General features: G+C 71.3%; 26 protein-coding genes. 10 read left to right on the forward strand and 16 right to left on the reverse strand.

All coding sequences use genetic code 11. The features are described from left to right. Window positions 1–35: 35 nt before the first annotated feature. Both ORI60_RS01855 and ORI60_RS01860 read left to right on the forward strand, forming a co-directional pair. Window positions 36–419 carry a VOC family protein gene (locus ORI60_RS01855; protein ID WP_266033233.1) on the forward strand — a complete coding sequence of 128 codons (384 nt, stop codon included), beginning with the start codon at window positions 36–38 and terminating at the stop codon, window positions 417–419. Between the two features lie 126 nt (window positions 420–545). Continuing rightward, on the forward strand, window positions 546–1,985 hold the full coding sequence (locus ORI60_RS01860; protein WP_266033236.1) for a PKD domain-containing protein: 1,440 nt from the start codon (window positions 546–548) through the stop codon (window positions 1,983–1,985). A 54-nt stretch (window positions 1,986–2,039) separates the two neighbouring features. Here the strand turns inward: ORI60_RS01860 and ORI60_RS01865 are convergent, their stop codons facing one another. From ORI60_RS01865 to ORI60_RS01885, 5 genes are all read right to left on the reverse strand, one after another. Then, window positions 2,040–3,218, reverse strand: coding sequence for a serine/threonine-protein kinase (locus ORI60_RS01865; protein WP_266033239.1), 1,179 nt, complete (start codon window positions 3,216–3,218; stop codon window positions 2,040–2,042). Between the two features lie 181 nt (window positions 3,219–3,399). Then, on the reverse strand, window positions 3,400–3,894 hold the full coding sequence (locus tag ORI60_RS01870) for a cupin domain-containing protein (protein ID WP_266033242.1): 495 nt from the start codon (window positions 3,892–3,894) through the stop codon (window positions 3,400–3,402). A 6-nt stretch (window positions 3,895–3,900) separates the two neighbouring features. Then, the gene (cysK, locus tag ORI60_RS01875) at window positions 3,901–4,872 is read right to left on the reverse strand and encodes a cysteine synthase A (RefSeq protein WP_266033245.1); all 972 of its coding nucleotides are present in this window, start codon (window positions 4,870–4,872) and stop codon (window positions 3,901–3,903) included. Window positions 4,873–4,894: 22 nt separating this feature from the next. Beyond that, window positions 4,895–5,536 carry a serine O-acetyltransferase EpsC gene (gene epsC, locus ORI60_RS01880; protein WP_266033248.1) on the reverse strand — a complete coding sequence of 214 codons (642 nt, stop codon included), beginning with the start codon at window positions 5,534–5,536 and terminating at the stop codon, window positions 4,895–4,897. Beyond that, window positions 5,533–6,441 (reverse strand): DMT family transporter, encoded by a 909-nt coding sequence (locus ORI60_RS01885; RefSeq protein ID WP_266033250.1) that lies wholly within the window; start codon window positions 6,439–6,441, stop codon window positions 5,533–5,535. The genes epsC and ORI60_RS01885 overlap by 4 nt, the downstream gene beginning before the upstream one ends. Before the next feature lie 140 nt (window positions 6,442–6,581). Between ORI60_RS01885 and ORI60_RS01890 the strand changes: the two genes are divergently transcribed. Together ORI60_RS01890 and ORI60_RS01895 are read left to right on the forward strand one after the other, a co-directional pair. Then, on the forward strand, window positions 6,582–7,079 hold the full coding sequence (locus tag ORI60_RS01890) for a SigE family RNA polymerase sigma factor (RefSeq protein ID WP_266033252.1): 498 nt from the start codon (window positions 6,582–6,584) through the stop codon (window positions 7,077–7,079). Next, window positions 7,076–7,999 carry a hypothetical protein gene (locus tag ORI60_RS01895; protein ID WP_266033255.1) on the forward strand — a complete coding sequence of 308 codons (924 nt, stop codon included), beginning with the start codon at window positions 7,076–7,078 and terminating at the stop codon, window positions 7,997–7,999. The genes ORI60_RS01890 and ORI60_RS01895 overlap by 4 nt, the downstream gene beginning before the upstream one ends. Here the strand turns inward: ORI60_RS01895 and ORI60_RS01900 are convergent. Further along, window positions 7,962–8,411: a MarR family winged helix-turn-helix transcriptional regulator gene (locus tag ORI60_RS01900; protein ID WP_266033258.1), complete on the reverse strand. Its 450-nt coding sequence runs from the start codon at window positions 8,409–8,411 to the stop codon at window positions 7,962–7,964. The two genes, ORI60_RS01895 and ORI60_RS01900, sit on opposite strands and share 38 nt — an antisense overlap. A gap of 76 nt (window positions 8,412–8,487) precedes the next feature. Between ORI60_RS01900 and ORI60_RS01905 the strand changes: the two genes are divergently transcribed. Further along, window positions 8,488–9,027 carry a hypothetical protein gene (locus ORI60_RS01905; RefSeq protein WP_266033260.1) on the forward strand — a complete coding sequence of 180 codons (540 nt, stop codon included), beginning with the start codon at window positions 8,488–8,490 and terminating at the stop codon, window positions 9,025–9,027. Here ORI60_RS01905 and ORI60_RS01910 read toward each other — a convergent pair. Beyond that, window positions 8,963–9,991: an AraC family transcriptional regulator gene (locus tag ORI60_RS01910; RefSeq protein WP_266033262.1), complete on the reverse strand. Its 1,029-nt coding sequence runs from the start codon at window positions 9,989–9,991 to the stop codon at window positions 8,963–8,965. The genes ORI60_RS01905 and ORI60_RS01910 overlap by 65 nt on opposite strands. Before the next feature lie 71 nt (window positions 9,992–10,062). On the opposite strand from ORI60_RS01910, the gene ORI60_RS01915 reads away from it, so the two are divergent. The 4 genes from ORI60_RS01915 to ORI60_RS01930 are packed head-to-tail and all read left to right on the forward strand — an operon-like array spanning window position 10,063 to window position 14,680. Then, a complete protein-coding gene (locus ORI60_RS01915) occupies window positions 10,063–11,505 on the forward strand; it encodes a flavin-containing monooxygenase (protein WP_266033263.1) in 1,443 nt (480 codons plus the stop codon). 3 nt (window positions 11,506–11,508) lie between these two features. Further along, window positions 11,509–13,158 carry a GMC oxidoreductase gene (locus ORI60_RS01920; RefSeq protein ID WP_266033264.1) on the forward strand — a complete coding sequence of 550 codons (1,650 nt, stop codon included), beginning with the start codon at window positions 11,509–11,511 and terminating at the stop codon, window positions 13,156–13,158. Further along, a complete protein-coding gene (locus tag ORI60_RS01925) occupies window positions 13,148–13,765 on the forward strand; it encodes an acetoacetate decarboxylase family protein (protein ID WP_266033267.1) in 618 nt (205 codons plus the stop codon). Before ORI60_RS01920 ends, ORI60_RS01925 begins: the two co-directional genes overlap by 11 nt. Before the next feature lie 21 nt (window positions 13,766–13,786). Further along, complete coding sequence (locus tag ORI60_RS01930) at window positions 13,787–14,680, forward strand: alpha/beta hydrolase family protein (RefSeq protein ID WP_266033270.1); 894 nt, start codon at window positions 13,787–13,789, stop codon at window positions 14,678–14,680. 3 nt (window positions 14,681–14,683) lie between these two features. Here ORI60_RS01930 and ORI60_RS01935 read toward each other — a convergent pair whose 3' ends face one another. Continuing rightward, complete coding sequence (locus ORI60_RS01935) at window positions 14,684–15,529, reverse strand: LysR family transcriptional regulator (RefSeq protein ID WP_266033273.1); 846 nt, start codon at window positions 15,527–15,529, stop codon at window positions 14,684–14,686. Between the two features lie 80 nt (window positions 15,530–15,609). On the opposite strand from ORI60_RS01935, the gene ORI60_RS01940 reads away from it, so the two are divergent. Next, window positions 15,610–16,335, forward strand: coding sequence for an SDR family oxidoreductase (locus tag ORI60_RS01940; RefSeq protein WP_266033919.1), 726 nt, complete (start codon window positions 15,610–15,612; stop codon window positions 16,333–16,335). 10 nt (window positions 16,336–16,345) lie between these two features. On the opposite strand, the gene ORI60_RS01945 is transcribed toward ORI60_RS01940, so the two are convergent. The 8 genes from ORI60_RS01945 to ORI60_RS01980 form a co-directional block, all read right to left on the reverse strand. Next, window positions 16,346–16,753, reverse strand: a complete 408-nt coding sequence (locus tag ORI60_RS01945) for a YkvA family protein (protein ID WP_266033276.1) — start codon at window positions 16,751–16,753, stop codon at window positions 16,346–16,348. Next, a complete protein-coding gene (locus ORI60_RS01950; RefSeq protein WP_266033278.1) occupies window positions 16,750–17,412 on the reverse strand; it encodes a potassium channel family protein in 663 nt (220 codons plus the stop codon). Before ORI60_RS01950 ends, ORI60_RS01945 begins: the two co-directional genes overlap by 4 nt. Further along, complete coding sequence (locus ORI60_RS01955) at window positions 17,402–18,727, reverse strand: TrkH family potassium uptake protein (protein WP_266033281.1); 1,326 nt, start codon at window positions 18,725–18,727, stop codon at window positions 17,402–17,404. The genes ORI60_RS01950 and ORI60_RS01955 overlap by 11 nt, the downstream gene beginning before the upstream one ends. Before the next feature lie 622 nt (window positions 18,728–19,349). Beyond that, entirely contained in the window at window positions 19,350–19,580 is a 231-nt protein-coding gene (locus tag ORI60_RS01960; protein WP_266033282.1) for an MbtH family protein, read from the reverse strand. Window positions 19,581–19,593: 13 nt separating this feature from the next. Then, window positions 19,594–20,622, reverse strand: a complete 1,029-nt coding sequence (gene gntD / locus ORI60_RS01965) for a guanitoxin biosynthesis L-enduracididine beta-hydroxylase GntD (RefSeq protein WP_266033285.1) — start codon at window positions 20,620–20,622, stop codon at window positions 19,594–19,596. Next, the gene (vioD, locus tag ORI60_RS01970) at window positions 20,609–21,727 is read right to left on the reverse strand and encodes a capreomycidine synthase (protein ID WP_266033288.1); all 1,119 of its coding nucleotides are present in this window, start codon (window positions 21,725–21,727) and stop codon (window positions 20,609–20,611) included. The genes gntD and vioD overlap by 14 nt, the downstream gene beginning before the upstream one ends. Before the next feature lie 14 nt (window positions 21,728–21,741). After that, window positions 21,742–23,526, reverse strand: a complete 1,785-nt coding sequence (locus ORI60_RS01975) for an ABC transporter ATP-binding protein (protein ID WP_266033289.1) — start codon at window positions 23,524–23,526, stop codon at window positions 21,742–21,744. Next, window positions 23,519–25,369, reverse strand: a complete 1,851-nt coding sequence (locus ORI60_RS01980; RefSeq protein ID WP_266033291.1) for an ABC transporter ATP-binding protein — start codon at window positions 25,367–25,369, stop codon at window positions 23,519–23,521. Before ORI60_RS01980 ends, ORI60_RS01975 begins: the two co-directional genes overlap by 8 nt. Window positions 25,370–25,383 lie beyond the last annotated feature (14 nt).

Raw genomic sequence — 25,383 nt, forward strand, 5'->3', positions numbered from 1 at the left:
GTGCGGGACGCCGCGGCCGTGGGCAGAATGCGGTGATGCGGATCAAATTCCAGGTCGTCGCCTTCGACGCCGCCGACATCGCCGAGGAGAGCCGTTTCTGGGCGGGTGTGCTCGGCGGGGAGGTGCAGGAGGACGACGACTGGCACATGGTGGTCGTCGACGGCGTGCCGCGGGTCGGTGTGCAGCTCGCACCCGACCACGCACCGCCGCAGTGGCCGGACGGCCCGACCAAGCAGCAGGTCCACCTCGACCTGTGGGTCGAGGACTTCGCCGAGGCGCACGAACAGGTCATGGCCCTGGGCGCCAGGGTGCTGAAGCCGGCGATCGGGAACACCACCGGGGACGACTTCCAGGTGTACGCCGATCCCGCCGGTCACCCCTTCTGCCTGTGCTGGCTGGTGGCCGAGCAGCGCAAGTGACCTGGTGGCCGCAAGTCGTTGCGGCAGAAGGAGCAACTTCCCGCAGCTGACATCCCCGGCGCTTCCCGGCGCGTCTCCACACATGAGAGGCCGCGACGAGCGGCCTGTGGACACTGGGGTTCTCACTTGCGTGCTTTGATCATCGGTGCCGCGGTCGTGCTGACCGCGGCACTGGCGCCCGGTGCCGCCCACGCGGCACCTCCGTCCAACGACGACTTCGCCGGCGCCACCGTTGTCACCTCACTCCCGTTCTCGTCCACTGTGGACACACGGGAGGGCACCGCCGCGGCGGACGACCCTTCCACCTGCTGGTGGAGCACCAGCAGCGTCTGGTTCCGCTACACGGCACCATCCGACGGTTTCGTCCGGATGACGACGGACCGGCCGGACGACCAGAAGCCGGCCGTCTCCGCCTACACGGGTGAGCGCGGCGCGCTGACCTGGACGCCGGGGGCCTGCCAGTTCCCGCACGGCGGCGGCTCGAACACGTTCGCGGTGACCGCCGGCACCACCTACCACTTCCTGGCCCAGGACACGAGGTTCGCCGGGCCTGTGACGTTCGGGCTCGAGCTCGTGCCTCGGGCGGCCCACGACGACCTCGCGTCCGCCGCCGACATCCGGCTGGACACCGGCGTCACCGGTGACACCGGGCCGGCCACGATCGAGGCCGGCGAGACCAGGCCGAGTTGCGACCTGCATTCCAGCCGTTCGCTGTGGTTCCGCTACACGGCCGATCGCGCGCTCTTCGTTTCGGCGCAGGTCAGCGACAGCCGGAGCCACGCGGGTGTCGCCGTGTTCCGCGGCAGCGCTCTGGCCGAGGTCGACTGCCGGCCGAGCGCGCACAACCCGGCGATCTTCGCCGCGACGCCCGGTGAGACGTACTACGTCCGGGTCGCCGACGACGTGTACGGCGCGGGGCCACTGACGTTGCGGCTGGCCGAGGCGCCGCAGATCAAGCCCACCGCCTGGTGGGTGTCACCGCGGCAGCCCGGTGTCTTCGACGACGTCCGGTTCAGCATCGATCCGGGTGATCCCGCGGGACGCTGGCTCGCGGGCGGCGAGGTGCGGTTCGGGGACGGCGCGTCCGCCGCGATCCCGGCGGTGCCCGGCACGGCGGAGGTCTCGCACCGGTACGCCGCCGACGGCGAGTACGAGGTCACGATCACCGGTCACACGGCGGACGGCCGTTCCGGCTCTTCCACGCAGACGCTGAAGGTCGAGACGCACGACGTGACCGTGTCGAACGTCGTCGCGCCCGCGACCGCGACGGCCGGTGAGACCGGACGGGTCGAGGTGTCGGTGACCAGCACCCGCTACGCCGAGGGCATCGTCGTCGATCTGCTCCGCCGCAGGCCGGACGGCTACCACGACGTCGTCGGCACGGTGCGCGGGCAGGTGGCGAAGGACGGCACGGTGGTGTTGCCGTTCTCGTACACCTACTCCGCGCAGGACGCGGCGCTCGGCAAGGTGACGTTGAAGGCGCGGGTCCGCCTCGACGGCCGTGACGACAACAACCCGGGCGACAACGAGCGCCAGGCCGAAACGACCGTCGTGGCGGCGAGGTAGGTCCGCCGGGCCGGGCGGCGTCCTCTGAGGACGTTGCCCGGCCCGGTCGGCCGGTCAGAAGCCGCAGCCCTCCGGCGACCAGTCCCGGGAGCTCCCGCCGGTCCCGTCGGCCCGGACGACCCGCACCTCGACGCACAGCGTGCCCGACGCGGTCAGCTCGACCGACGGCTCGCTGACGGTGCCCGTCTTGAGCTCGTCGTTGGTGCGCCACACGAACTCGTCCCCGGGCTGCGGTGACGGGTAGGTCCACGAGAAGCGGAGCGTCTGCGGGTTCACGCGGGTCGCCGTGACCACGACCTGGCCCGCCGAACCGCCCTCGGCCGCGCTCTCGGGCTGCGCTCCGGCTGGCAGTTGCAGGGAACCCTTGTCCTGCAGGAGAAGAGCGCTGGTGATGCCGACCAAGGCGACGGCCCCGGCCACTCCGGCGTACAGCGGCCAGCGGGTCTTCCGGCGCGCGGGCGGTTCGGCGGGGACCACGACCGCCTCCAGCGCGGCGGTCGGAGCCGACTCGTCGTGGATCTGCCGCAGCCGCTCGGCGAACTCGCCCGCCGACGCCGGTCGTGCGGCGGGATCGGCGGACATCGCCTGGCGCAGCAGCACTTCCAGCGATGCCGGCGCCCTGCCCGACGGCGGTGCGGCGCTGAGCAGGATGCGCTGCGCGATCGCCACCCGGGAGTTGTCGCCGCGCGGCACCACGAACGGCGAGTGGCCCGCGAGCAGGTGCCAGAGCGTCGCGCCGAGAGAGAAGACGTCCGAACGGATGCTGTGCGCACCGCTGCTGAGCACCTCGGGCGCCGTCCACAGCAGGTGGTCTCCGCCGGTGGTGCCGAAGTCGGTCAGGTACACCTGCCCGTGCTCGTCGCGCAGCACGTTGGCGGGCTTCACGTCGCGGTGCAGGACACCCGCCTGGTGCGCGGCGTGCAGGGCGTCCGCGACGCTGACACCGATCTCCAGGACCCGTGCGAACGGCAGCGGTGCCGCGGCGGCGAGATCACCGTCCGGGAAGTACCTCATCACCACGTACGGCAGGCCGGCGCGGGTCCGTCCGGCGCGATCGACGCTCGCGATACCGGGGTGCCGCAGACCGGCCACCGTCCTGATCTCGTCGACCCGCGGCGGGTCGACGAGCAGCTTCACCGCGATCTCACCGTCCGCGGCGCGGTACAGATGAACGGTCCTGCCTAGCGGTCGGGCGTACCGGAAGCCGGGGATCTCCGGTAACTCCTCTGTCATTCGCCACCTCTTGGCCGGCGGCGCCGGTCGGGTGGCCCCGCCCACCCGACCGCGCCGGACACTCTGCAAGGGTTGGAATATTCCACTCCTGGCCAGACTGTCAACCGTCAAACCACCAGCTGAGACGCGGCGGGACCCCGGCGAGCGAACGGGCGCCCGGTCCGGGCGCCCGTCACCCACCTCAGTGCCGGCCCCAGTTGGGGACGTCGTAGCCGTTCATCGTCACCTCGAACTGGTCGTACTTCGCCATGAGGTTCAGCAGTTCGTCCTCGGAGGGCTTGTTGCCGTCGGCGTACATCTCGGCGAGTCCCCTGAAGTACTCCTCGCGGTTGAGCGCGGGGGTGAAGATGATCAGCATCGTCGCCTGGTCCTCGTACGGGTTGTGGAACCCGTGCGAGACGCCCATCGGCACGTTGACGTAGGTGCCGGGCGGCGCGGCGAACGACTTGCCGTCGAGGTGCAGCTCGACCATGCCGTGCAGGACGTAGAACGCCTCGAGCTGTTCGTTGTGGACGTGCGGCGAGGCGCCGGGCGCTCCGGGGGCCATCCGGTGCTCGTACAGACCGAGCCTGCCGTCCGTCTCACTGCCCCTGGCCTTGAAGGTCGTGTGGGTGGTCGTGCCGATCTGCACCGACTCGCCTTCGCCGGGAAGCAGGATGTTGGAGACTTGCGTCATGTCTGTTCACTCCTCGTTGCTGGCGATGTCGTCCTGGTTGAACCACGAGAGGTAACGCTCGCCCGTGTCCGGGAACACGGTGATCAAGTTCTTGCCCGCGTGCTCGGGCCGTGCCGCCAGCACCCGGCAGGCGTGCGCCGCCGCGCCGGAGGAGACGCCGACCAGAAGTCCCGCCGTCCTGGCCAGTTCCCGCGCCGTGGCGTAAGCGTCCTCATTGGACACCGCCACGACCTCGTCGATCAGGTCGACGTCGGTCGTCGCCGCGACGAAACCGCCGTTGAGGCCGGGGATGCGGTGCAGGCCGCCCCATCCCCGGCTGAGCACCGGTGATCCCTCGGGCTCCACGGCGACCACGCGGATCGCGGGGTTGCGCTCCTTCAGGTACTTCGCGGTGCCGCTGAGCGTTCCGCCGGTACCCACACCGCAGACGAAGACGTCCACCTCGCCGTCGGTGTCGTTCCAGATCTCCGGGCCGGTGGTGGCGTGGTGCGCGGCCACGTTGTCGGGGTTCTCGTGCTGGCAGGCGAACCACGACCCCGGCCGTTCGCGGTAGATCTCCTCGGCCTTGGCGATGGCCGCGACGTATCCCTCCTGGTACGGCGTCAGCACGATCTCCGCGCCGAACGCCCGCAGCAGCTGGATGCGCTCGCTGGTCGCGCTGTCCGGCAGCACGATCACACACCGGTAGCCCCGCGCGGCGGCGATCGCCGCCATGGAGATGCCGGTGTTGCCGGACGTCGCCTCGACGATCGTGCCCGAGCCCCTGGTGAGCTGCCCGCGCTCCTCCGCACCGTTGATCATGTAGAGCGCGGCGCGGTCCTTCACGCTGGACAGCGGGTTGGCCATCTCCAGCTTGGCGTAGAGGTTCGCGGTCGTCACACCGAGGTCGAGCTTCACGGTGGGCGTGCCGCCGATGAGGTCCACGAGCGACTCGGCGGGTGGTCGTTTGGTGAGCGGCTGACTGAGCCGGACGTTCACGAGTTCTCCGATCGGTTCGGTGTCACCAGCTGGGGAACACGGCCGCACCCTTGTGCTTCTGCCCCGCGACCACGACGGACTGGCGAGGCCTGGCCGCCTTCGCGACGCTGCGGCTCGACCTCAGGTTCGGGATGGAGAACGGCGCGAGGACCCGCGAGTCCGCCGGCACGTCCCGGATGACGAGCGCCTGGGCGCCCACCACGGAGTCGTGGCCAATGGTGACGGGGCCGAGGATCGTCGCGTTGGCCCCGACGACGACCCGGTCGCCGAGCTTCGGGTGCCGCCGCGAGCCCTCCGGCCGCTGGTTGTCGTGCCACCACCCGACCGCGCCGAGCGTCACCTGGTGGAAGATCGTGACGTCGTCCCCGATGACGACGGTCTCTCCGATCACCACGCCCGCGCCGTGGTCGATGAAGAAACCGCGGCCGATCGTCGCTCCGGGGTGGATCTCGATCCCCCCGGTCAGCAGTCTCGCGATGACCATGACCAGCCGGGCGCCGCGCCGATGTCCCCGCAGGTGCAACCAGTGCGACACGCGGTGGCCCCAGATCGCGATGACCGTCGGGTGCAGCAACGCCTCGCTGCGCGACAGGATCGACGGGTCGCGGTCCATGACCATGTCGAGGTCGGCGGTGATCACGCGGAGCAGCGCCCTCGCGTTCACCGGACCGCCCCCGCGGTCTCCTTCTCCTTGCGGAGCTGGCCCATCCTGTTCTCCGCGTAGGCCACGCCGACGAGCACGACCAGGCCGCCGGCCAGGAGGTTCCACGTCACGTGTTCACCGAGGAACAGCACGCTGACGAGCACCGCGAACACCGGCACCACGTAGTTCACCGCGGATGCCGTAGTGGCGCCGACGTCGCCGATGAGGCGGAAGTAGAGCACGTACGCCAGACCGGTGCTGAACAGTCCGAGCAGCACGATGCTCAGCGTCACCGGGCCGGTGAAGTCGGGCGTCCGCCAGCCCAGGAACGGTGTGACGACCGCTTGCAGCACGGCCGCCGACACGAGCTGCGACGCGGCCAGCGACAACGGGGCCAGGCCGAGCGGTGAGAGGTACTTCCGCACGTACACGAAGCCGATCGCGTAGCTGACGGCCGCGCCGAAGCAGGCCAGGCGCCCGCTGAGCGAGCCCAGCGACTCGTGCCACGGGCCGATCAGCAGCACCACGCCGACGAAGCCCAGCGCCAGGCCGATGGCCTTGCGCGAGGTCGCCCGCTCGGTCGGCAGCGCGGCCGTGGCGAGTGCCAGCGTCAGCAGCGGGGTGGCGCCGATCAGGACGCCCGCGATGCCGGCGCCGGTGGTCTTCTCGCCGTAGGACAACAACAGGAACGGGATCACGTTGCCGAACAGGCCGGCGGCCGCGATGTGGCCCCAGACCTGGACGGACCTCGGGAGGGCGACCTTGCGGATGGCCGCGATCGAGAGGAGCACGGCCGCGCCCAGGATGAGTCTGCTCAGCACGAGCTGTCCCGGTGTCAGACCTTCGAGGGACACCTTGATGAACGTGAAGCTGCTTCCCCACAGCAGCGCCAGCAGCAGGAAGCGCGCGACGGATGCCTTGTCCATTGCTTCTCGATTCGGATCATCAGTCAGTAGTCGTTTGGACACTTCAGCAGAGGGGGCTCGGGGCGTGCTCGAGCGAGGCAACCGTTCGCGCCACCCGACTGGTAGTAGCAGTGACGGACACAGCGGAAGGGCCGTGACAGTTGCTGCACTCACCTGAGGGATTCGAGGAGTTCGTGGCGGTCGCGTCGCCACGGCTGCTGCGAACGGCTTTTCTGCTGACGCGGGACGCGGGCCACGCGGAGGACCTGCTGCAGACGGCGCTGGCCAAGGCGTGGCGCGCGTGGCATCGCGTGGACGGCGATCCCGAGCCCTACGTGCGGCGGATCATCGTGACCTCCCACGCGACCTGGTGGAGGCGCCGGTGGAGAGGCGAGGAGTCGACAGGTGAGCTGCCGGAACGGGCGGGCGAGTCGCCGCAGGACGCGGTCGGCGAGCGCGAGTGGCTCTGGCAGGCGCTGGGCCGGCTGCCGCGCAGGCAACGCGCCGTGCTGGTGCTGCGGTTCTACGAGGACCTCAGCGAGGCGCAGGTGGCCGGGCTGCTCGGCTGTTCCGTCGGCACGGTCAAGAGCCAGGCGAGCAAGGCGCTCGCGAAGCTGCGGCTCGACGACACGATCACGTTCGAAGGTGTGTGGCGATGAACCTGAGCGACCTCACCGAGGTGCTGCGCGAGCGCGCCGAACTCACCGACTCCTCCCACGAGGCACGCATGGCGGGCGTGCGGGCGAGGGTGTCCGCGGGCAAGCGCCGCCGTGCCGTCCTGGGCGTCGCCGGCGTGGTGCTCGCGCTCGTCGGCATCGTCTTCGCGGTGCTCCCCCGCGCCGAGCAGCCCGAACCCGCCGTGCCGCCGCGCAGCCTGCCGGAGTACCAGGAGGGCACCCGGCTCATCGCCCAGGCGTGGAGCGACCTCCCCTCCACGAGCGCCACCGTGCGGTTCGTGCCCAAGTCGCTGGACCTCTTGCTGTTCACCCACTGCGAGACCGGGCAGGGCGACAGCCTGCTCGTCACCGTGGTCGTCAACGGCCACACCTACACCGAACGCAACGGATGCAGCGGCTCGCGCAGGGTGCGCGACTGGGGCGCTTTCGACGTCGTGGTGGGACAGCCGTCCGTCATCACGCTGACCGTGGAACCCCAGCACACGACGACGAAGGGCACGTTCGCCATCGGCATCGGTGAGGCGGTACCGGTGAGCGAGTACCCGTTCCCCCCGCGCCCCCAGACGCTGGCGACGTTCCCCGCCGTCTCACCGGAGCCGACGATCGTGCTGCGGGCCGATCCGGCGGCTCCGGCTGAGCAGAGGGAGTTCACGGTCGAATGGCCGGGCATCAACTTCATGGAGGTGCGGTCGAACACACCCGGCAGGATCCGGGTGCTCGTCGACGACGTCGTCGTCATCGACTTCTCGCACTGGTCCTACAGCGCGGGCAGCTCGCTGATCTTCCCCGACGACTGGAAGAAGTCCTACGGGCTCGACGTCGCGGAGGGGCAGGCCGTCAAGATCACCGTCATCCCCGAGCGCGTCACCGGCGACTGGGAGGTGACGCTCGCTCCCCGGTGAGGATGCGCGTCTGCTCGCGCAGCACGCCGATCGTGTTCGCCACCCAGTCGGCGATCACCGCCTGCTCGGCGGGCGTGTAGCGATCGGTCAGCTCGGCCATCGCCTTGCTCAGCCCGGCGAAGGTGTCACCGAACGCGCCGGGGACCGCCGTGATCACCAAACGGCGGCGGTCCTCCAGGTCCGGCTCGCGGCGGGCGAGCCCGGCCCGCACCAGGCGGTCGACCACCCCCGTGACCGCGCCGGGGGTCAGGCCGATCTCCCGGGCCAGCTCCCCCGCGGACACCGATCCTGCTCCCATGATCACGGCCAGCGCGCGCTGGTCGACGGCCGTGACCCCGAGGCTCGCGCCCACCGCCTCGTGGAACGCCACCACGGCGGTGCTGAGCTCACGTCCGGCATCTCGACCTTCCACCCCACCACTTTACCTCAGGCGACATTTCAGTATGCTGAACTAAATTGTTCAGTCAACTGAAACATCAGGGGGAACCGTGAGCGAGCTGAAGCTGGCGCTGGAAGTGCCGAGGTGGACCTGGTGGTGCTACACCCGTCATCTGGGACTGGTGGTGGGACTGTCCTCGGTCGCCTCGGTCCAGCGGCTGGTCACCGTGAACTGGACGGACGAGATCAGCCCCGGCCTTGCGACGGCCTCCGAGTTCGTCGTGCTCGCCGCCCGGATCGCCCTGGTGGTGCTGGTCTGGCGGATCGCGATGAGCGGGCGGACGCTGCGGTGGAGCGCCGGGCGCGAGTTCGCAGGCCGGCACTGGCGCAGCCTGCTGTGGCAGGTCCTGTTCCTCGGCGTGGCGTTCGCCGTGTTCGAGGTGCTCGCCGAGCACGTCGTGTCCGCGTTGCTGCCCGCGTCGGCCCGGCAGACCTACCTGGCCGTTCTGCTGTTCCTGAAGAACCCGACGGTCGTGGCGCTCACGTTCCTCTGGTGGATCGGTCTCGTCCGGCAGGCGTTCACGGTCAGGGCCGAAGCCGGCCGTACCTGCTCGGAGTCACGCCGAACCAGCGGCGGAACGCGTGGATGAAGCTCGCGGCCTCGGCGAACCCGAGCCGTTCGGCGACGGCCTCGACCGACAGGTCACCGTCGGCCAGGAGCCGCACGGCTCGTTTCGCGCGGACCTCGTCCAGCAGGGCCTGGTAGCTCGTGCCGGACGTGGCCAGGCGACGGCGCAACGTACGCGGACTGATGCCCAGCGCCCGCGCCACCGACGGCATGCTCTCCTCGAACCTCACCGAGGACTCGAGCAGGCGGCGCACCTCCTGGGTGACTCCCGGACTCTCCCTGCGGCGCTCGGCGAGGGTCCGGCACTGCTCCTCGCACAACGCCGTCGTCTCCGGACTGGCCAGGCGCAGGGCCTCGGCCAGCACGGAGACGTCCACAACGGACTGGTCCGCGCCCGCTGAGAAGCGCGGCCGGACACCGAAGACCTCTTCGTGCTCGCGGACGTCCGCAGGTTCGGCGTGGGCGAAGTCGACGCCCAGGACCGGCACGGCACCGGTCAGCAGCTCGCCGACGACGGTGTGGATGGCGGCGAGGTCGCGTTCGACGAGGAACGACGCCACGTCGTCCGGCAGCGCGGCGCTGTCGAGGGCCAGCACGAGCCGATCGCCGTCGATCACGGCGGTGGGGGCGGTGAACGCGAAGCTGAGGTCGAGGTACCGCAGGGCGGTGGTGATCGCGTCCTGCAGCGTGGCCGCGCTGAGGAACGCGTAGCCCAGCACGCCGAACGTGGTGGCGTGGTACCGGCGTCCGGCGGCGACCCCCGCGTGCGGCAGCAGGCCGGCGAGGTTGCGCACGACCGCGAGCTCCTGGCGGGCCTCGATCTCCGCGACCGGGTCGGCGAGCAGCGCGGGGTCGATCTCGCTGCCGTCGAGCAGGCTGTCCGCGCGCAGCCCGTGCTCGGCGCCGAAGCGCAGGAGAAGCGCGACGCTCGCAACGCCGCGGGGGAAGTCCCAGTGCCGGACGACCGGCTCGGCCAACGACCTCATGGCCGCGATTGTCAACTGCGCGGCCGGTGTTGTCCTGGTGCGAACGGGTGGTTGTTCCTAGCGTCGATCACGTGAGAGCACAACCCGAGGTGGTCGTCATCGGTGCCGGGTTCGGCGGGCTGGGTGTCGCGTTGTCGTTGCACAGAGCCGGGTTCGACCGCTTCACGGTGCTGGAGCGGGCGAGCGACGCCGGCGGCGTGTGGCGGGACAACACCTATCCCGGCGCCGCCTGCGACGTGCCGTCCTCGCTCTACTCGTACTCCTTCGCCCCCAGCACCTCGTGGCCACGCCGGTACTCGGCCCAGCCGGACATCCTGCGCTACCTGCGCACCACGGCGGCGGTGGTGCGCGACCGCATCAGGTTCGGCGCCGAGGTGGTCGCGGCGTCGTTCGACGAGACCCGCAACCGGTGGCGGGTCGACCTCGCGGACGGCGGCACCGTCGAGGCCGACGTGGTGGTCTGCGCGGTGGGACAGCTCAGCACGCCGTCGATCCCGGCGCTGCCCGGCCTCGGCCGCTTCACCGGAGAGGTCTTCCACAGCGCCGCGTGGCGCCATGACGTCGACCTGCGCGGCCGGCGGGTGGCCGTGGTCGGCACGGGTGCGAGCGCGGCCCAGTTCGTGCCGGAGATCGCGCCGGTCACGGGCCACCTGACGGTGTTCCAGCGGTCGGCCCCGCACGTGCTGCCGAAGCCCGACGCGCGGCTGACCGGCCGGTCGCACCCGTCGAGGCTGCGTGCCGCGCGAGGCGGGGTGTGGCTCGCGGGCGAGGCCCTGACCGGGCTGCTCAACGCCGGGCGGCTGTCCCGCTCGCTCGTCGGGGCCGTCGCCGCCGCGCACCGGCGACTCCAGGTCCGCGACCCCGAGCTGAGGGCGGCGCTGCGGCCCACCACGCAGCCGGGCTGCAAGCGGGTGCTGTTCAGCAACGACTGGTATCCGACCCTCAGCAGGCCGGACGTCGGCGTGGTGACCGAGCCGATCACCGAGGTCACCGAGAACGGCCTGCGCACGGGCGACGGCCGCCACCACGCCGCGGACGTGCTGATCTGGGGCACCGGGTTCACGGTCGCCGGCTTCGGCCTCCCCCTGCGGGTCGCCGGGCGCGGCGGTCAGGACCTCGCCGAGGCGTGGGCCGGGCGTCCCCGCGCCCACCTGGGCCTGACCGTGCCCGGCTTCCCGAACCTCTTCTTGATCTACGGCCCGAACACCAACCTCGGGGGCAACTCGGTGATCACCATGATCGAGGCGCAGTGCCGGTACGTGGTGTCCGCCGTGCGCCACCTCGCGGAGACGGGAACGGTGCTGGAGGTGCGGCGCGACGTCGCGGCGGCGTTCGACCGCGAGATGACCGCCAGGCTGGCCAGGGGCGTGTGGAGCACGTGCTCGTCGTGGTACCGCGCCGCCGACGGGTCGATCACGACCAACTGGCCGGGAGGGACGCGGGAGTACCTGCGCCGCACCGCGCGGCTGCGGACAGCGGACTTCGAACCCGTTCACAGCGCCGTGGAGGTGTGACCCGTGGACTACGACGTGCTGGTCATCGGGTCGGGGTTCGGCGGCGCGGTGACGGCGTTGCGGCTGACGGAGAAGGGCTACCGCGTCGGCGTCCTGGAGGCGGGACGGCGCTTCGCCGACCACGAGCTGCCCGGGACGTCCTGGCAGGTGCGCGACTACCTGTTCGCCCCTGCCCTCGGCTGCACCGGCATCCAGCGGATCACCGCGCTGCGCGACGTCGCCGTGCTCAGCGGAGCGGGTGTCGGCGGCGGATCACTGGTGTACGCCAACACCCTGTACCGGCCACCGGCGTCCTTCTTCCGCGACTCCCGCTGGGGCCACATCACCGACTGGGAGGCCGAGCTCGCCCCGCACTACGACCAGGCCTCCCGGATGCTCGGGGTGGCCGACAACCCGTACCGCACCGCCGGTGACCGGTTCCTGCGGGACGTGGCGATCGACCTCGGTGTCGAACCCACGTTCCGCGCCTCCCGGGTCGGAGTCCACTTCGGACCCGGCGGCGCGGACCCGTACTTCGGCGGCGCCGGACCCCGGCGGAACACCTGCGTCGGCTGCGGCTCCTGCATGACGGGCTGCCGCCACAACGCGAAGAACACGCTGCCGAAGAACTACCTGCACCTCGCCGAGCGAGCGGGCGCGCACGTGTGGCCGCTGACCACCGTCGTCGACGTGCGGCCGCATCTGAGCGGGTACAAGGTGATGGCACGACGCACCGGAGGACGGGCGACGCGCACGTTCACCAGCGCCCAGGTCGTGTTCGCCGCGGCGTCGCTGGGCACGCAGCGGCTGCTCCACCGCATCCGCGACCGCGGTGGCCTGCCCGGTCTCTCGCCACGGCTCGGGTTCCTGTGCCGCACCAACTCCGAGGCCGTCGTGGCCGTGCGGACACCCGGCGGCGTGGTGGACCACTCCCGCGGTCTCGCCATCACGTCGTCCATCCACCCGAACGCCGACACGCACGTCGAGGTGGTCCGGTACGGCAGAGGCAGCAACCTGATGGGGCTGCTGATGACGACGCTGGTCGACGGCGGTCCCGCGCGGTTGCGGCGCGGACTCGCCCAGCTGTTCCGCGAACGCGGCTCGGTGCTGCGGATGCACACGCCACGCGCGTGGTCCGAGGAGACGATCGCCCTGCTGGTCATGCAAAGCCTCGACAACTCGCTCACCACCGTGTCCCGGCGCGGGCGGATGACCACCACGCAGGGCGAGGGCGCTCCGAACCCGTCCTGGATCCCCGCCGGGCACGACGTGGCGCGGCGGCTCGCGGCCAAGGCGGGCGGGGTGGCCAGAGGAGCGTGGACGGACCTGGCGGACATCCCGCTGACCGGGCACCTCATCGGCGGCTGCGTGATCGGCGACTCCCCCGCTACGGGCGTGGTCGACCCGTACCAGCGGGTGTACGGCTGTCCCGGCCTGCACGTCGTCGACGGGTCCGCGATCCCGGCGAACCTCGGCGTGAACCCGGCGCTGACCATCACCGCGCTAGCGGAGCGGGCGATGTCGTTGTGGCCCAACAAGGGCGAGCCGGACCCGCGCCCGCAGCCCGGCGCCGCATACTTGCGCCTGAACGCCGTGGCACCGCGCAGTCCGGCGGTCCCGGACGGCGCGCCCGCCGCGTTGCGTCACGACGTGGAGGTGCGCGATGCCCAGTGAGTGGCCCACCGAGCCGTGGAACCTGCACGGGCAGGGCTGGCTCACCCTGTGGACGGCACCACGTTCGGCCGTGCCCCTGCCACCGCCGGACGTGGTGCCGTTGAGCCTGTTCGGCCGCGTGCTGGTGGTGTCGGCGTTCGTCGACTACCAGCCACCCGGTGTCCTGGCCTACCACGAGGTGATGGCCGCGGTGGTGGTACGCCGGAAAGCACGCATCGGTCTGTCCATTCTGGACATCATGGTGGACGACAGCACCTCTCAAGAGGGTGCGCGAGCACTGTGGGGCATCCCGAAACTGCTGGCGGGCTTCACCTTCTCCGCCACGCCGCACCTCGACGCGACAGCTCACGACGACGGCGACGTCATCGCTTCCGCGACCGAGACCCGCAGGTCGTCGCGAGCGCTTCCCGTCCGGTTGACCACGTCGATCTGGCAGACCCTGAACGGCAAGACGCATCGCACGGAACTACGCACGTCCGCTCGTGTCAGCCCCACCCGCCTGCACTGGCGCATCACACCGGACGGCGAACTCGGCTGGCTCGACGCGGCGCGGCCACGCCTGCACCTGGCCGTCTCCACCCTGCACATGCGATTCGGATCTCCCTGACGATCTCATGAGGAGAAGCACATGCGCGTTCTCGCGATCACACTCGCCCTGGTGGCCTCGACGCTGGCCACACCTGCGTTAGCGGCGCCACCGGACTACGGCCTGCCCGGCACGTACCCGGTGGCGTACAGCGATGTCACGGCCGTGGCGGGCGGCAGGTCCGTCCCGGCGCGGGTGCACTACCCGGCGACGGCCGCGGGCGTGAACCAGCCTGTCGCCACCGGCAGGTTCCCCGCGATCGCCTTCGGGCACGGCTTCTTCCAGGCCACGTCGAAGTACACCAGCACGAGCACGCACCTCGCCTCCTGGGGCTTCGTCGTCGTGGTGCCCACGCCCCAGGGCGGCCTGAGCCCCAGTCACAGCGCCTTCGCCGACGACCTCAACACCGGGCTGACGTGGCTCGTCGCCCAGGACGGCACGGCGGGTTCCCGTTTCCGCGAGCACATCACCACCACGGCGCTGGGCGTCTCGGGGCACTCCATGGGCGGAGGCGCCGCCGTCCTCGCCGCCGCGCGCAACCCGAAGATCACGACCGTCTCGACCTACGCGGCGGCGGAGACGAACCCCTCCGCGAAGGCGGCGGCCGCGACGCTGGGGGTGCCGGCGCAGTTCCTCGCCGGCTCCCAGGACACGATCACCCCGGTCGGCGAGCACCAGCGGCCGATGTTCGCGGCCAAGCCGCCGTCGAAGCAGCTCCGCACCGTCACCGGCGGCTTCCACTGCGGCTTCATGGACTCCTCGGGACTGTTCTGCGACAACGGTTCCATCACCAGGGCCGCTCAGCTCGTGGCGGCGAAACGGGTGATCACGTCGTGGTTCCGCCACTACCTCTCCGGTGACGCGGCGGCGCGTGACTTCGTCTGGGGCACGCCCGCCCGCACCGACTCGGCGGTGACCTTCGAGGGCACCGAGTGACCGTCACGGCCGGAGCGCTGCCGCCGTGCGGACGAACGACGCCAGGGCCGGCGACCGGTTGCCCGGCTGCCACGCGAGCACCGTGGTGATGTCGGGAGCGTCGAGGACGGGCACGGCGACGTGCTCCGGCCACTGCCAGGCACGGCTGGAGGCGGGGATGACGAGCAACGTCCTGCCGAGCGCCACCAGCTGAGCGAGCTTCGACTGCGTGCGCACCTCCGGGCCGGGTCCGTCCGGATAGGACCCGTCGAGCCGCGGCCACCGGGCCATCGGCAGGTCCGGGACGTCGCGGACCTCGGCGAGCGTGAGCTGATCACGTGCCGCCAGGGGGTGCGCCGCGGGCAGGATCGCGACCTGGCCCTCCGTCAGGAGGTCCTCGGTGTCGAACCCGGCGAGGTCGTCGACCGGGCGGTGCATGATCGCCACGTCGGCGCTCCCGTCGCGCAGCAACCCCGCCTGCTCGCCGACCTCGCACAGCAACACCTCGACCGGCGTCTCGGCCTCGGCCGCGCCGAGCAGCCGTCGCAGCAGTTCGTGGGACGCCCCCGCCTTGGTCACGAGCACCAGTGGCCGGCGGGGGTCTCCCGCGCGGCGCGTCCGGCGGGCGGCGGCCGCGACCGCGTCGAGCGCCGGGCGGGCCTCGTGCAGCAGCACCCGGCCCGCCTCGGTGAGCGCCACGCCCCGGCGGTCGCGGTCGAGGAGCTGGACGCCGAGCCGGTGTTCCAGCTGCCGGATCGCGCGGGACAGCGGCGGCTGGGCGATCCCGAGCCGTTCGGCGGCGCGGCCGAAGTGCAGCTCCTCCGCGACGGCGACGAAGTAGCGGAGTTCGCGCGTTTCGAGATCGTGCACGCACCTCAGCGTACTGATACCCGTGGAGTATCACAGGGTACTGGATCGATCTTGGACAGCCCGTGCTCCCCGCACCGAGCATGGAGCACGTGAGCGACAAGAAGACCGCGCTGATCACCGGCGCGAACAAGGGAATCGGTTTCGCCATCGCCCGCGGCCTCGGGACGATCGGGTTCACGGTCGCGGTCGGGGCACGCGACGACGTCCGGCGCGCGGACGCCGTCGAACGCCTGCGCGCCGACGGCGTCGACGCGTTCGGGGTCGCGCTCGACGTGACCTCCGACGACAGCGCCGCCGCCGCGGCGAAGACCATCGAGCAGACGACGGGCCGGCTCGACGTGCTCGTCAACAACGCGGGCATCGCCGGACGCACCGACGGCGGTGCGCAGAACCCGTCCACATTGGATCTGGACGTCGTCCGCACCGTGCTGGACACCAACGTGTTCGGCGTCGTGCGCGTGACGAACGCGATGTTGCCGTTGCTGCGCGAAGCGGAGTCACCGCGCATCGTCAACATGTCGAGCAACATGGGGTCGCTCGCGCTGCAGACCGGGCCGCCGCTCGCCGCCTACGCGCCGTCGAAGTCGATGCTCAACAGCATCACCGCGCAGTACGCGCGCGAACTCGCGGACACGAACGTCATCGTGAACGCCGCCTGTCCCGGCTACGTCGCCACCGACTTCACCGGCTTCGCCGCGCCGCGCACGGCGGAGCAGGGTGCCGCGATCGCGATCCGGCTCGCCACCCTGCCGGACGACGGGCCGCGCGGCGGCTTCTTCGACGACGACGGCGTCGTTCCCTGGTGACGGTCCCCCGTCACAGCCCGGTGAGGCGGACGACCGCGGCGAAGCCGTCATCGGTGCCGGGCCAGTGCGCGCGGACCGCGTCGATGCCCGCGCGGCGGACCACACCGCGCAGCACGGCCGTCACGACGATCGCGTCGTCGGCGTACCCGAGCACCGGGATGAAGTCGGGGATCAGGTCGATCGGCATGGCGAGGTAGACCATCAGCAACCACAGCCGGACCCGGACGCCACGCGGCAGGGACTTGTCCGCGGCGAGCCTGCGCACGAGGCGCAGCACGTCGGGCAGCAGGCGCAACGCCTCGCGCAGCAGGCCTCCGCGCGGGCGGACGACCACCAGAGCGATGATCAACGCCAGCCAGGTCAGCGCCAGCGCGGCCGCCACTCCGATCAGCAGGTCCCACCAGAACGAGCCGGTCACTTCCGGTCCGTGAGGCGCTCCACGTCGGCGACCTTCCCGGCGAGGATCAGCACGTCACCGCTCTCGATCACTGTTTCCGCGGTGGCGTAGGTGAATTCGTCGCCCGGACGCTTCACCCCCACGACGGTCACGCCGTACTTGGCCCGCAGCTTGCTCGTGCCGAGCGGCTTGCCGATCGCCTCCTCCGGCGGCCGGGCCTTGATCATCGCGTAGTCGTTCTCGATCTCGATGTAGTCGAGGACCCGGCCGGCCACGACGTGCGCGACGCGTTCGCCCATCTCGTGTTCGGGGAGCACGACGTGGTGGGCGCCGATGCGCTCGAGGATGCGGCCGTGCTCGCGGCTGATCGCCTTGGCCCAGATGTCGGGGATGCCGAAGTCGACCAGCACGGCGGTGGTCAGGATGCTGGCTTCGAGGTTGTTGCCGATGCCGACGACCGCGCGCTCGAACTCGTCGACGCCCAGCTGGCGCATGACCTCGGCGTCGGTGCTGTCGGCGACGACCGCGTGGGTGACGTCGTCGGCGTGGCGCTGGATCAGCTTCGAGTCCGAGTCGATCGCCATGACCTCGGTGCCCAGACCGATCAGTTCGACCGCGACCGAACTGCCGAAGCGGCCCAGTCCGAGCACGACGACGCGGGGTGTCTGCTTATCCGACAATGGGTCGCTCCTCGGGTAGTTCGTAGCGCCGGCGGCGTTCCCGCAGCGCCAGGGACGAGACCAGCGTGATCGGACCGACCCTGCCGATGAACATGAGCACGATGATGACGAGCTGCCCGGAGAGGGGCAGCTGGGGAGTGATGCCGGTGGACATGCCGACGCCGCCGAACGCCGACGTGGTCTCGACCAGCACGGCGTCGAGGCGGAACGAGGTGGTGGCGAGCATGACCATCGTCGCGACCATCACCACGCCGACGCCCAGCAGTGCGACCGTGACCGCCTGGCGCTGCACCTCCGCGCTCAGCCGGCGGCCCATGACGTGCACGCTGGGCTCGGCGCGGACCTCCGCCAGCAGCACGAACGCGAGCAGCGCGAACGTCGTGACCTTGATGCCGCCCGTCGTCCCCGCGCTCCCGCCGCCGATGAACATCAGCACGTCGTTGACGAGCAGCGTGGCGGGCTGCAGCTGGGCGACCTCGAGGGTGTTGAACCCGGCCGTGCCGGGCATGACGCCGTGGAACAGTCCGATCAGGAGCTTGTCGCCGAAGCCGTACGGGCCGAGCGTGCCCGCGCGGGTCCACTCGACGGCGAGCACGACCAGGGTGCCGAACGCCATCAGGCCCAGGTACACCGGCACGGTGATCTTGGTGTGCAGCGACCACCGCTTGCGCCGGCGGCGCAGGAACTCGAACAGCACCGGGAACCCCAGCCCGCCCGTCACCGCGAGCGCCACGACCGGCAGGCACACCCACGGATCGGTCGCGTACCGCACGAGGTTGTCGGGGTGGAGCGAGAGACCGACGCTGTTGAACGCCGAGATGGAGTGGAACACCCCGGAGTACACCGCCCGCCCGAACGGCTCGCCGTAGCCGAGCCAGAACCGCAGGGCCAGCACGACCGCGCCGATCGCCTCCACGACCAGGCTGATCGTCACCACCCCCGCGACGACCCCGCGGACGTGCCCGAGGTTCAGCGTGTTGGTCTCGGTCTTCACGGTGAGCTGCATCTGCAGGTTCAGCCGGTGCGAGATCAGCAGCGCCAGCACCGACGCGAGCGTCATGATGCCGAAACCGCCGACCTGCCACAGGACCAGCAGCAGGACCTCGCCGAACACCGACCAGTGCGAGCCGGTGTCGACCACCGCGAGCCCCGTGCCGCTGATGCCGGAGGTCGCGGTGAACAGCGCGGCCATGAACCCCGTGGCCTGACCCGACTCGGACGAGACCGGCAGCATCAGCAGCGCCGTGCCGGCCGCGGTGGCCGCCAGGAAGGCGAGTACGACTAGGCGGGCGGGATGCCGCCACCCGGTGATCACCGCGACAGCCTAGAACGTCCAACCCGGACACGTGGGGGCACTCCCGGACAGGGCGGGCTCGGCCTCACCGGGGGCGGCGGGACTGGGACTGAGACGGCGTGGGTGCGGCGGGCGGGCCGGACATGCCTCGCGGACCTCAGGTGCAGGTTGCGCCGGGGTCCGGCGGACGTGGCCTGTATGTCCCAGGCGCCGGGCAGGGCCGCGCCGAACACAGCGGGCACGCCCACCGGGAATCCGGCAGGACACGACCTCACGCTTCAAGCGCCGGGCAGGGCCCCGGCAGGCACGCCCAGCGCATCCCATCGGGAATCCGACAGGACACAGCCCCACGTTCCCCAGCACCGGCAGAGCCACGCCGGACACGACCAACGCGAGCACGGCGGAGGCGGCCTCACCGGCCACACACGCGCATCCCAGCCATTCCGGGCGCAGCCGCACCAGGCCCCAGCGGAACACAGCACGCTCAAGCGCCGGGCAGGAGCACGCGTGACACGGCGAGCACGCCCGAAGGCAGCCCGCCCGCCATGCCCACTCCCCTGGCACGCCGGACATGCCCACGCCCGCTCACCCCGGGCAAGCCGGGCGCAGCCTCACCGAAGTCCGGCAGGGCTGCGCCACACGGTCACCTCCCGGCAGCCTGCCGGTCCAGCTGCTCCCGCACGCTGCGCGGCCGCATGTCCGTCCAGTGCTGGTTCACGTAGTCGAGGCAGGCCTGGCGGGTGTCCTCGCCGTGCGCGACGGTCCAGCCGTCGGGAACGGCGGCCAGCGTGGCCGGCCAGAGGGCGTGCTGACCCTCGTCGTTGACGACCACGAAGAAGCGGCCGTCCTCGTCATCAAATGGGCTCGTGCGCATCAACAATTCCTGACTAGTAGATGGTGCGGTCGTCGGCGGTGCGGCGGTGTGCCCGCGACTTGCGGAGGTCGCGGGCGATGTTCAGGCGGGTGAGCCAGCGGTCGGTGCCGTCGAAGCGGGCGGTGAACGGCTCGCGGCCGTGGGTGCCGCGGTAGTTGTCCAGGAACAGGACCTCGCCGGGCTTCAGGGCGTAGCCCGCGATGTTCGCGTCGATCGCCTTGACGATCGTGTCCAGCGCGGCGGCGGCCTCGGGGTCGGAGGCCGGGACCTCCATGAAGTACGGGTCGAGGCGCAGGTACGGGTTCTCCTGCGGGCCGAACAGCACGGCGATGGGCTCCGGGTTCGCGTCCAGGCCGGAGATCCACTCGTAGCTGCGGTCGCGCAGGCGGCGCAGCTGCTCGTCGCCGTCGTTCTGGCGGTTGGCTGCGAGGTGCGAGCGGTCCGGGCGGATCGGGAAGCGCTCCTGGCGCAGCACCTCGACGACGTCGGCGGGCAGGTCGATGCCTTCCAGCGAGCCGTAGGTGGTGTTGACGCCGTCGGGGTTGCGCAGGCACATGAGGCCCACGTAGTCCGTGCGCATCGGGTGGAACGCGTCCTCGATGTGCCACGTGAGCAGCTCCTCGCTGCCCGAGCCGAGCTGCTCGTACTGGTGTTCCTCGATGGGGAACACGTCGTGCAGCAGCCGGCCGTCCTGCTGGGTGGACCAGGCGATCGGGTCGCCCAGCAACGACGCGCAGAGGTAGAAGAACAGGTCCTCCGCGAGCGTCGGCCTGCCCTCGCCGCCGCAGTCCTTCCAGTGCGCGGGCGTGAGGCCGATGCGGTCGTCGTCGATCGGGTAGCCGCCGACCACGCACAACGGGTGGGGCTCGGTGAGGCGGAACTCCAGCAGGCCGGCGCGCAGGGCGCGCGGCAGTTCGTGGGCGATGACCGTGGCCTCGCGCACGAACGCGGGGTCCTCGACCGTGCGGTACCGCTCGGCCAGCGACTCCACGAGCGCGCCGGCCTCGGCGACGTCGGATTCGGACAGGTCAATTCTGAACACGGGCCTTCTCCCCTGCGAGTGCGAGCGTGTCGAGGCCTCGGGTGAACGAGGCGGTGGGGCCGCCGTAGCCCAGCCGGACGCGGGTCGGGTCCCCGAAGCACGACCCCGGGACGAGGAGCGTGCGGTGTTCCCTCGCCAGGTCGTGGCAGAAGCCGGTGGTGTCGGTGTGGCCGAGCAGCCGCGGGAACGTGCTGGCGCTGCCCATCGGCACCGGCAGGTCGATCAGGTCCGGGTGGTCGGCGGCCCACTGGCGCAGCAGGCCGAGGTTGCGGCGGGCCTGCTCCATGCGCGGGCCGACCAGCAGGCCGGCGTGCCGGGCGACGCGGGTGGCGAGCAGCTCGACCAGCGGCGAGAGGTGCAACGTCATGCGGTCGCGCAGGTCGAGGGTGCCCCGCAGGACGTCCTCGGGCCCGATCGCCCAGCCGACGCGCAGACCCGGCAGGCCGTAGCCCTTCGACAGGGTGCCGATGGAGATGGCCCTGTCGTAGTCGTGCACCGGGTCGGTCAAGGGCTCGCCCTCGATGACCATCTCGCGGAAGGCCTGGTCCCACACCAGGTACGCACCCGCCTCCGCGCAGATGGCGACGAACTCGTCGCGCTGCTCCGGGGTGAGCGACGCGCCGGTCGGGTTGTGCGGGAAGTTCACGACGACGGCCTTGGCGCCGTCGATGACCGCACGCAGGTCGTCGAGGTCCGGGCGGAAGCCGTTCTCCGGGCGCAACGGCCACACGCGCAGATCGCAGCCCATGGTCCGGGCGATCGACGTGTGCGTGTGGTAGGTCGGCTCGGTGACGACGACGGCGTCGCTCGGCTCGAGCAACGTGCTGAGCACGAGGTAGATCGCCTCGCTGCCGCCGTGCGTGACCATGACCTTGTCGGGGTCACCGGTCCCCCACTGCGCGGCGATGGCGGTGCGCACTTCCTCGCCGCCGAACGACGTGCTGTCGCGGAACACGACGGCGTCGAGCTCGTCGTTGCCGATGCCGAGCAACGCGCGCAGCTCCGCGAGCGAGTAGTCCTCGACCCCGCTGCTGCCGATGTCGTCGTCCACCGCGAAGTAGTACAGACGCATCCAGTCCTCGAGGGGCGCTGGTTCGAACTTCATCAGGGCGACTCCTTTCAGCGGTAGGCCGAGGACTGCAGGTCGTACAGCTCGGCGTAGAGGTCGGGGTGGGCCATGAGGTGCTCGTGGCTGCCCACCTCGCGGACGCGCCCGCCGTCGAGGACCACGATCAGATCGGCCATGCGCACCGTCGAGAAGCGGTGCGACACGAGGAGGGTGACCGTTCCCCGTTGCTTCCCTTCCCGGGCGGCCTGGGCGAAGCGCTCGAACAGCGCGTGCTCGGTCTGCGGGTCGAGCGCGGCGGTGGGCTCGTCGAAGACCGCGAGCAACGGGTCGGTCCGCAGCAGTCCGCGGGCAAGTGCCAGCTTCTGCCACTGCCCTCCGGACAGCTCGGCGCCGCCCTCCCAGGACCGGCCGAGCTGGGTGTCGAGACCCCGCGGCAGACCGTCCACAACGGACCTCGCACCGGCCCGTTCCAGCGCCCCGTGCAACGCGGCGTCGTCGTCGATCCGGCCGATGTCCGCCACACCGACGGTTTCGCGGGCCGCGAACTGCAGTTCGACGAAGTCCTGGAAGGCGCCGGTGAGCCGGGTCCGCCAGTCGGCACTGGGAATGCGGCGCAGGTCGACTCCGTCGACCTGGATCTCGCCGCCGTCCGGTTCGCAGAAGTCGCACAGCAGTTTCACGAGCGTCGACTTGCCGGCGCCGTTCTCCCCCACCAGCGCGACCACGGACCCGGCCGGCAGGTGCAGGGACACGCCGTCGAGGACGGCCCGCTCGCTGGCCGGGTAGCGGTAGGTCACGTCGACGAGGTCGATGCCGTGGCTCAGCGACGCCGGCGGCGCGGCCGGCTCTTCCGTGCGCTTGACCTCGGTCTCGGCGAACCGCTCGAGCCAGACGTAGCGCCGCGCTTGCTTGAGGCACCACAGGAAGTCGCCGCTGTAGCCCACGGAGGAGGCGACGACCGCGGCCATCTCGATGGTGAGCGCGACGACCATGACGACGTCGCCGGGGGTGGCCCTGCCCTGGATCGCGAGCCAGACCACCAGTGCGATGGCGCCGAAGAACCCCGCCGCGTTGATCACCGCGTCGATGCTCTTGAGCACGGCGCCGCGCCAGGCGGCGCGGTTGCGGGTGTCGAGCACCTCGTCGGAGACCTCGTGGTGCCGGCGGACCAGCTCGCGGGTGAGCCCGAAGACGCGCAGCTCCTTGCCCGCACCGGCGGTCGTGCCGATGTCGAACAGGTGGCGGCGCAGCCGCTCGGGTTCGCCGGTGTCCTCCTGGGCGTCGACCGCGAGGTCGTTGGCCCGGCTGGTGATCCACAACGAGATGAACGCCAGCAGCGCCAGCGAGATCAGCGCCGGGTGGACGTCGGCGAGCAACAGCGCCGTCGTGCCGAAGCCGACGAACGCGCTGATCAGCCCAGCCGTCGCGTTGGTCATCTCGGCGAGGCTCTCGCGCTCCTCGCGCAGCAGCTGGATCTGGTCGAGGTACTTCGGGTTCTCGTGCGGGGCAAGGCTTCCGATCCCGCCGAGCAGGCGCATCAGCGTCCGGTCGGACAGCGCCTGGGTGCGTTCGAGGACCGCGAACACGCAGTGGGCGTTGTAGTACTGGGCCACGATGAGCAGCCCGGTGGCGGCGGCGATGCCGAACCCGGCCGTGAGCGCCCGGTCCAGGTCGCGATCGCTCGCGGCGTCGACGAGAACGCCGGCGCTGTAGGCGATCAGGGGCCCGGTGAGCGCGAGCGCGATCTCGGTGAGGATCTGGAAGACCGCGTGCCAGCGCGCCGCGCGGAACCCGAAGCTGATGGTGGTGAGGAATGCCCGCCAGGTGTCACGCATCGGTGCCTCCTCCCGTCGGCTGGAAGCGCTCCGCCTGCAGGCGGAACAGGTGGGCGTAACGGCCGTCGCGATCGATCAGCTCGTCGTGGCCGCCGGCCTCGATGACGCGGCCGTCGGACACGACCACGATCCGGTCCGCGCGCCGCACGGTGGAGAAGCGGTGCGAGATGATGATCGTGGTGAGGCCCTGGGTGAGATCCAGGAACCGTTCGTACAGCTCGGCTTCCGCCCGCACGTCGAGCGCGGCCGCGGGCTCGTCGAGCACGAGGACCTTGGCGCCCGCCTCGACGGCGAACATCGCACGCGCCAGCGCGACGCGCTGCCACTGCCCGCCGGAGAGGTCGACGCCGTCGGAGTAGGTCTGCGACAGGACCGTGTCCCAGCCGTTCGGCAACGACTCGATCAGGTCGCCGATCCCGGCCCGTTCGGCGGCGCGGCGCAGCATCTCCTCGTCACCGGCGTGCTCGACGGCACCGAGGCCGATGTTGTCGCGCACGGGCAGGTGGTAGCGCGTGAAGTCCTGGAACAGCACCGCCACCCGCCTGCGCCACTCCTCGGGATCGAGGCTGGCGAGGTCCGCGCCGTCGATGCTGATCTTGCCGCCGGTGGGTTCGTAGAAACCGGCGAGCAGCTTCACGAGCGAGGTCTTGCCCGCCCCGTTGTCACCGACGATCGCCAGCGACCGCCCGGCCGGGATCACCAGGTCCAGACCGTTCAGGACGTCGCGTTCGCCGCCGGGATAGCGGAACGACACCCCTTCGCAGCGGATCTCCTGCGAGGGCACGTCCGCGCTGACCGGGAGCCCCGTCTGCGGCGGCGCACCGTCGGCGAGCCGCTTCTCCAGGGAGAGGAGCTTCGGCACGGTGACGGCGGCGTTGGACAGGTACAGGTGCTCGTCGCCGACGGCGTACTCGTTGGCGTTGGCCAGCGCCTCCACGAAGACGGCGAGGGCGGCGAGCGTCAGGTCGCCCTGCACCGCCGCGTAGGCCAGCAGGCCGTACGACAGCACGTTGATGACCAGGATCGCGGACGCGGAGCCGAGCACCATGCCGGCCCGCGGGCGGCGCGCCCTGCGGATCGGGCCGATCCCCGCCTGCCACAACGCGTCGAACCGCGTGACGAGCCAGTCGAGGGCGCCCCAGAGGCGCACCTCCTTGGCCGGGCCCGGATCGAGCGCGAGGTCCCTGGCGTACTCGGCCTGGCGGAGCTGGGCGCTCTGCCCGAACCCCTCCTCGCCGACCCGCAGGTAGTCGCGCTGCATCCGGTAGACGATGATCGGCCAGATCACGAGCCATGCCAGGCCGAGCCACCAGTGGAACCAGGTGAGCACGGCCGCCGAGCCGATCGCCCGCAGCCACGACGTGAGCACCTCGGGCAGGGCCTCGACGGTCTGGCCCGGCCGGTGCGCGCTCATGCCGAGACCCCGCACGATGCGGACCTCGTCGAGCACGTCGGAGTCCTCGAGGTGAGCGATGCCCCTGGGCTTGCCCAGCGCGGTGAGCACGACCTCCTGCAGGTACCGGTCGAGGTCGCGGCCGAGCGTGGACACCGCCGCCCGCAGCAGCGGGGACGTCAGGCGCTCGAGGAGGATCGTGATCGCGACCGCGACCAGCAGGGTGCCCACCCGGCCCGCGGCGGGCGAGCCGGCACCGTCGCGCGCGGCGTCGGGGATGGCACCGATCAGCAGACCGGTGAGGACGGCGATCCCGATGGGCAGGACCGCGCCCACCACCACGCCGCCGGCCAGGAGCACCGTGCGAGGCCGGCTGACCCGTGGCAGGACCCGGAGAACGGCGAGGATGCCCTTGGCGGTGGGCGGGAGGCTGTGGAGCGGGTTCGGCATGACTTCCGTATCCG

It is taken from the genome of Lentzea sp. NEAU-D7 (assembly GCF_026242055.1).
GTDB lineage: Bacteria > Actinomycetota > Actinomycetes > Mycobacteriales > Pseudonocardiaceae > Lentzea.

Coding starts and splice junctions, on each gene's coding strand:
- ORI60_RS01925 (WP_266033267.1), top strand. CDS start 13,148: ATGCCCAGTGAGTGGCCCACCGAGCCGTGGAACCTGCACGGGCAGGGC.
- ORI60_RS01940 (WP_266033919.1), top strand. CDS start 15,610: ATGGAGCACGTGAGCGACAAGAAGACCGCGCTGATCACCGGCGCGAAC.
- ORI60_RS01960 (WP_266033282.1), bottom strand. CDS start 19,580: ATGCGCACGAGCCCATTTGATGACGAGGACGGCCGCTTCTTCGTGGTC.
- ORI60_RS01895 (WP_266033255.1), top strand. CDS start 7,076: ATGAACCTGAGCGACCTCACCGAGGTGCTGCGCGAGCGCGCCGAACTC.
- ORI60_RS01975 (WP_266033289.1), bottom strand. CDS start 23,526: ATGCGTGACACCTGGCGGGCATTCCTCACCACCATCAGCTTCGGGTTC.
- ORI60_RS01930 (WP_266033270.1), top strand. CDS start 13,787: ATGCGCGTTCTCGCGATCACACTCGCCCTGGTGGCCTCGACGCTGGCC.
- ORI60_RS01885 (WP_266033250.1), bottom strand. CDS start 6,441: ATGGACAAGGCATCCGTCGCGCGCTTCCTGCTGCTGGCGCTGCTGTGG.
- ORI60_RS01980 (WP_266033291.1), bottom strand. CDS start 25,369: ATGCCGAACCCGCTCCACAGCCTCCCGCCCACCGCCAAGGGCATCCTC.
- ORI60_RS01870 (WP_266033242.1), bottom strand. CDS start 3,894: ATGACGCAAGTCTCCAACATCCTGCTTCCCGGCGAAGGCGAGTCGGTG.
- ORI60_RS01910 (WP_266033262.1), bottom strand. CDS start 9,991: ATGAGGTCGTTGGCCGAGCCGGTCGTCCGGCACTGGGACTTCCCCCGC.
- vioD (WP_266033288.1), bottom strand. CDS start 21,727: ATGAAGTTCGAACCAGCGCCCCTCGAGGACTGGATGCGTCTGTACTAC.
- ORI60_RS01865 (WP_266033239.1), bottom strand. CDS start 3,218: ATGACAGAGGAGTTACCGGAGATCCCCGGCTTCCGGTACGCCCGACCG.
- ORI60_RS01855 (WP_266033233.1), top strand. CDS start 36: ATGCGGATCAAATTCCAGGTCGTCGCCTTCGACGCCGCCGACATCGCC.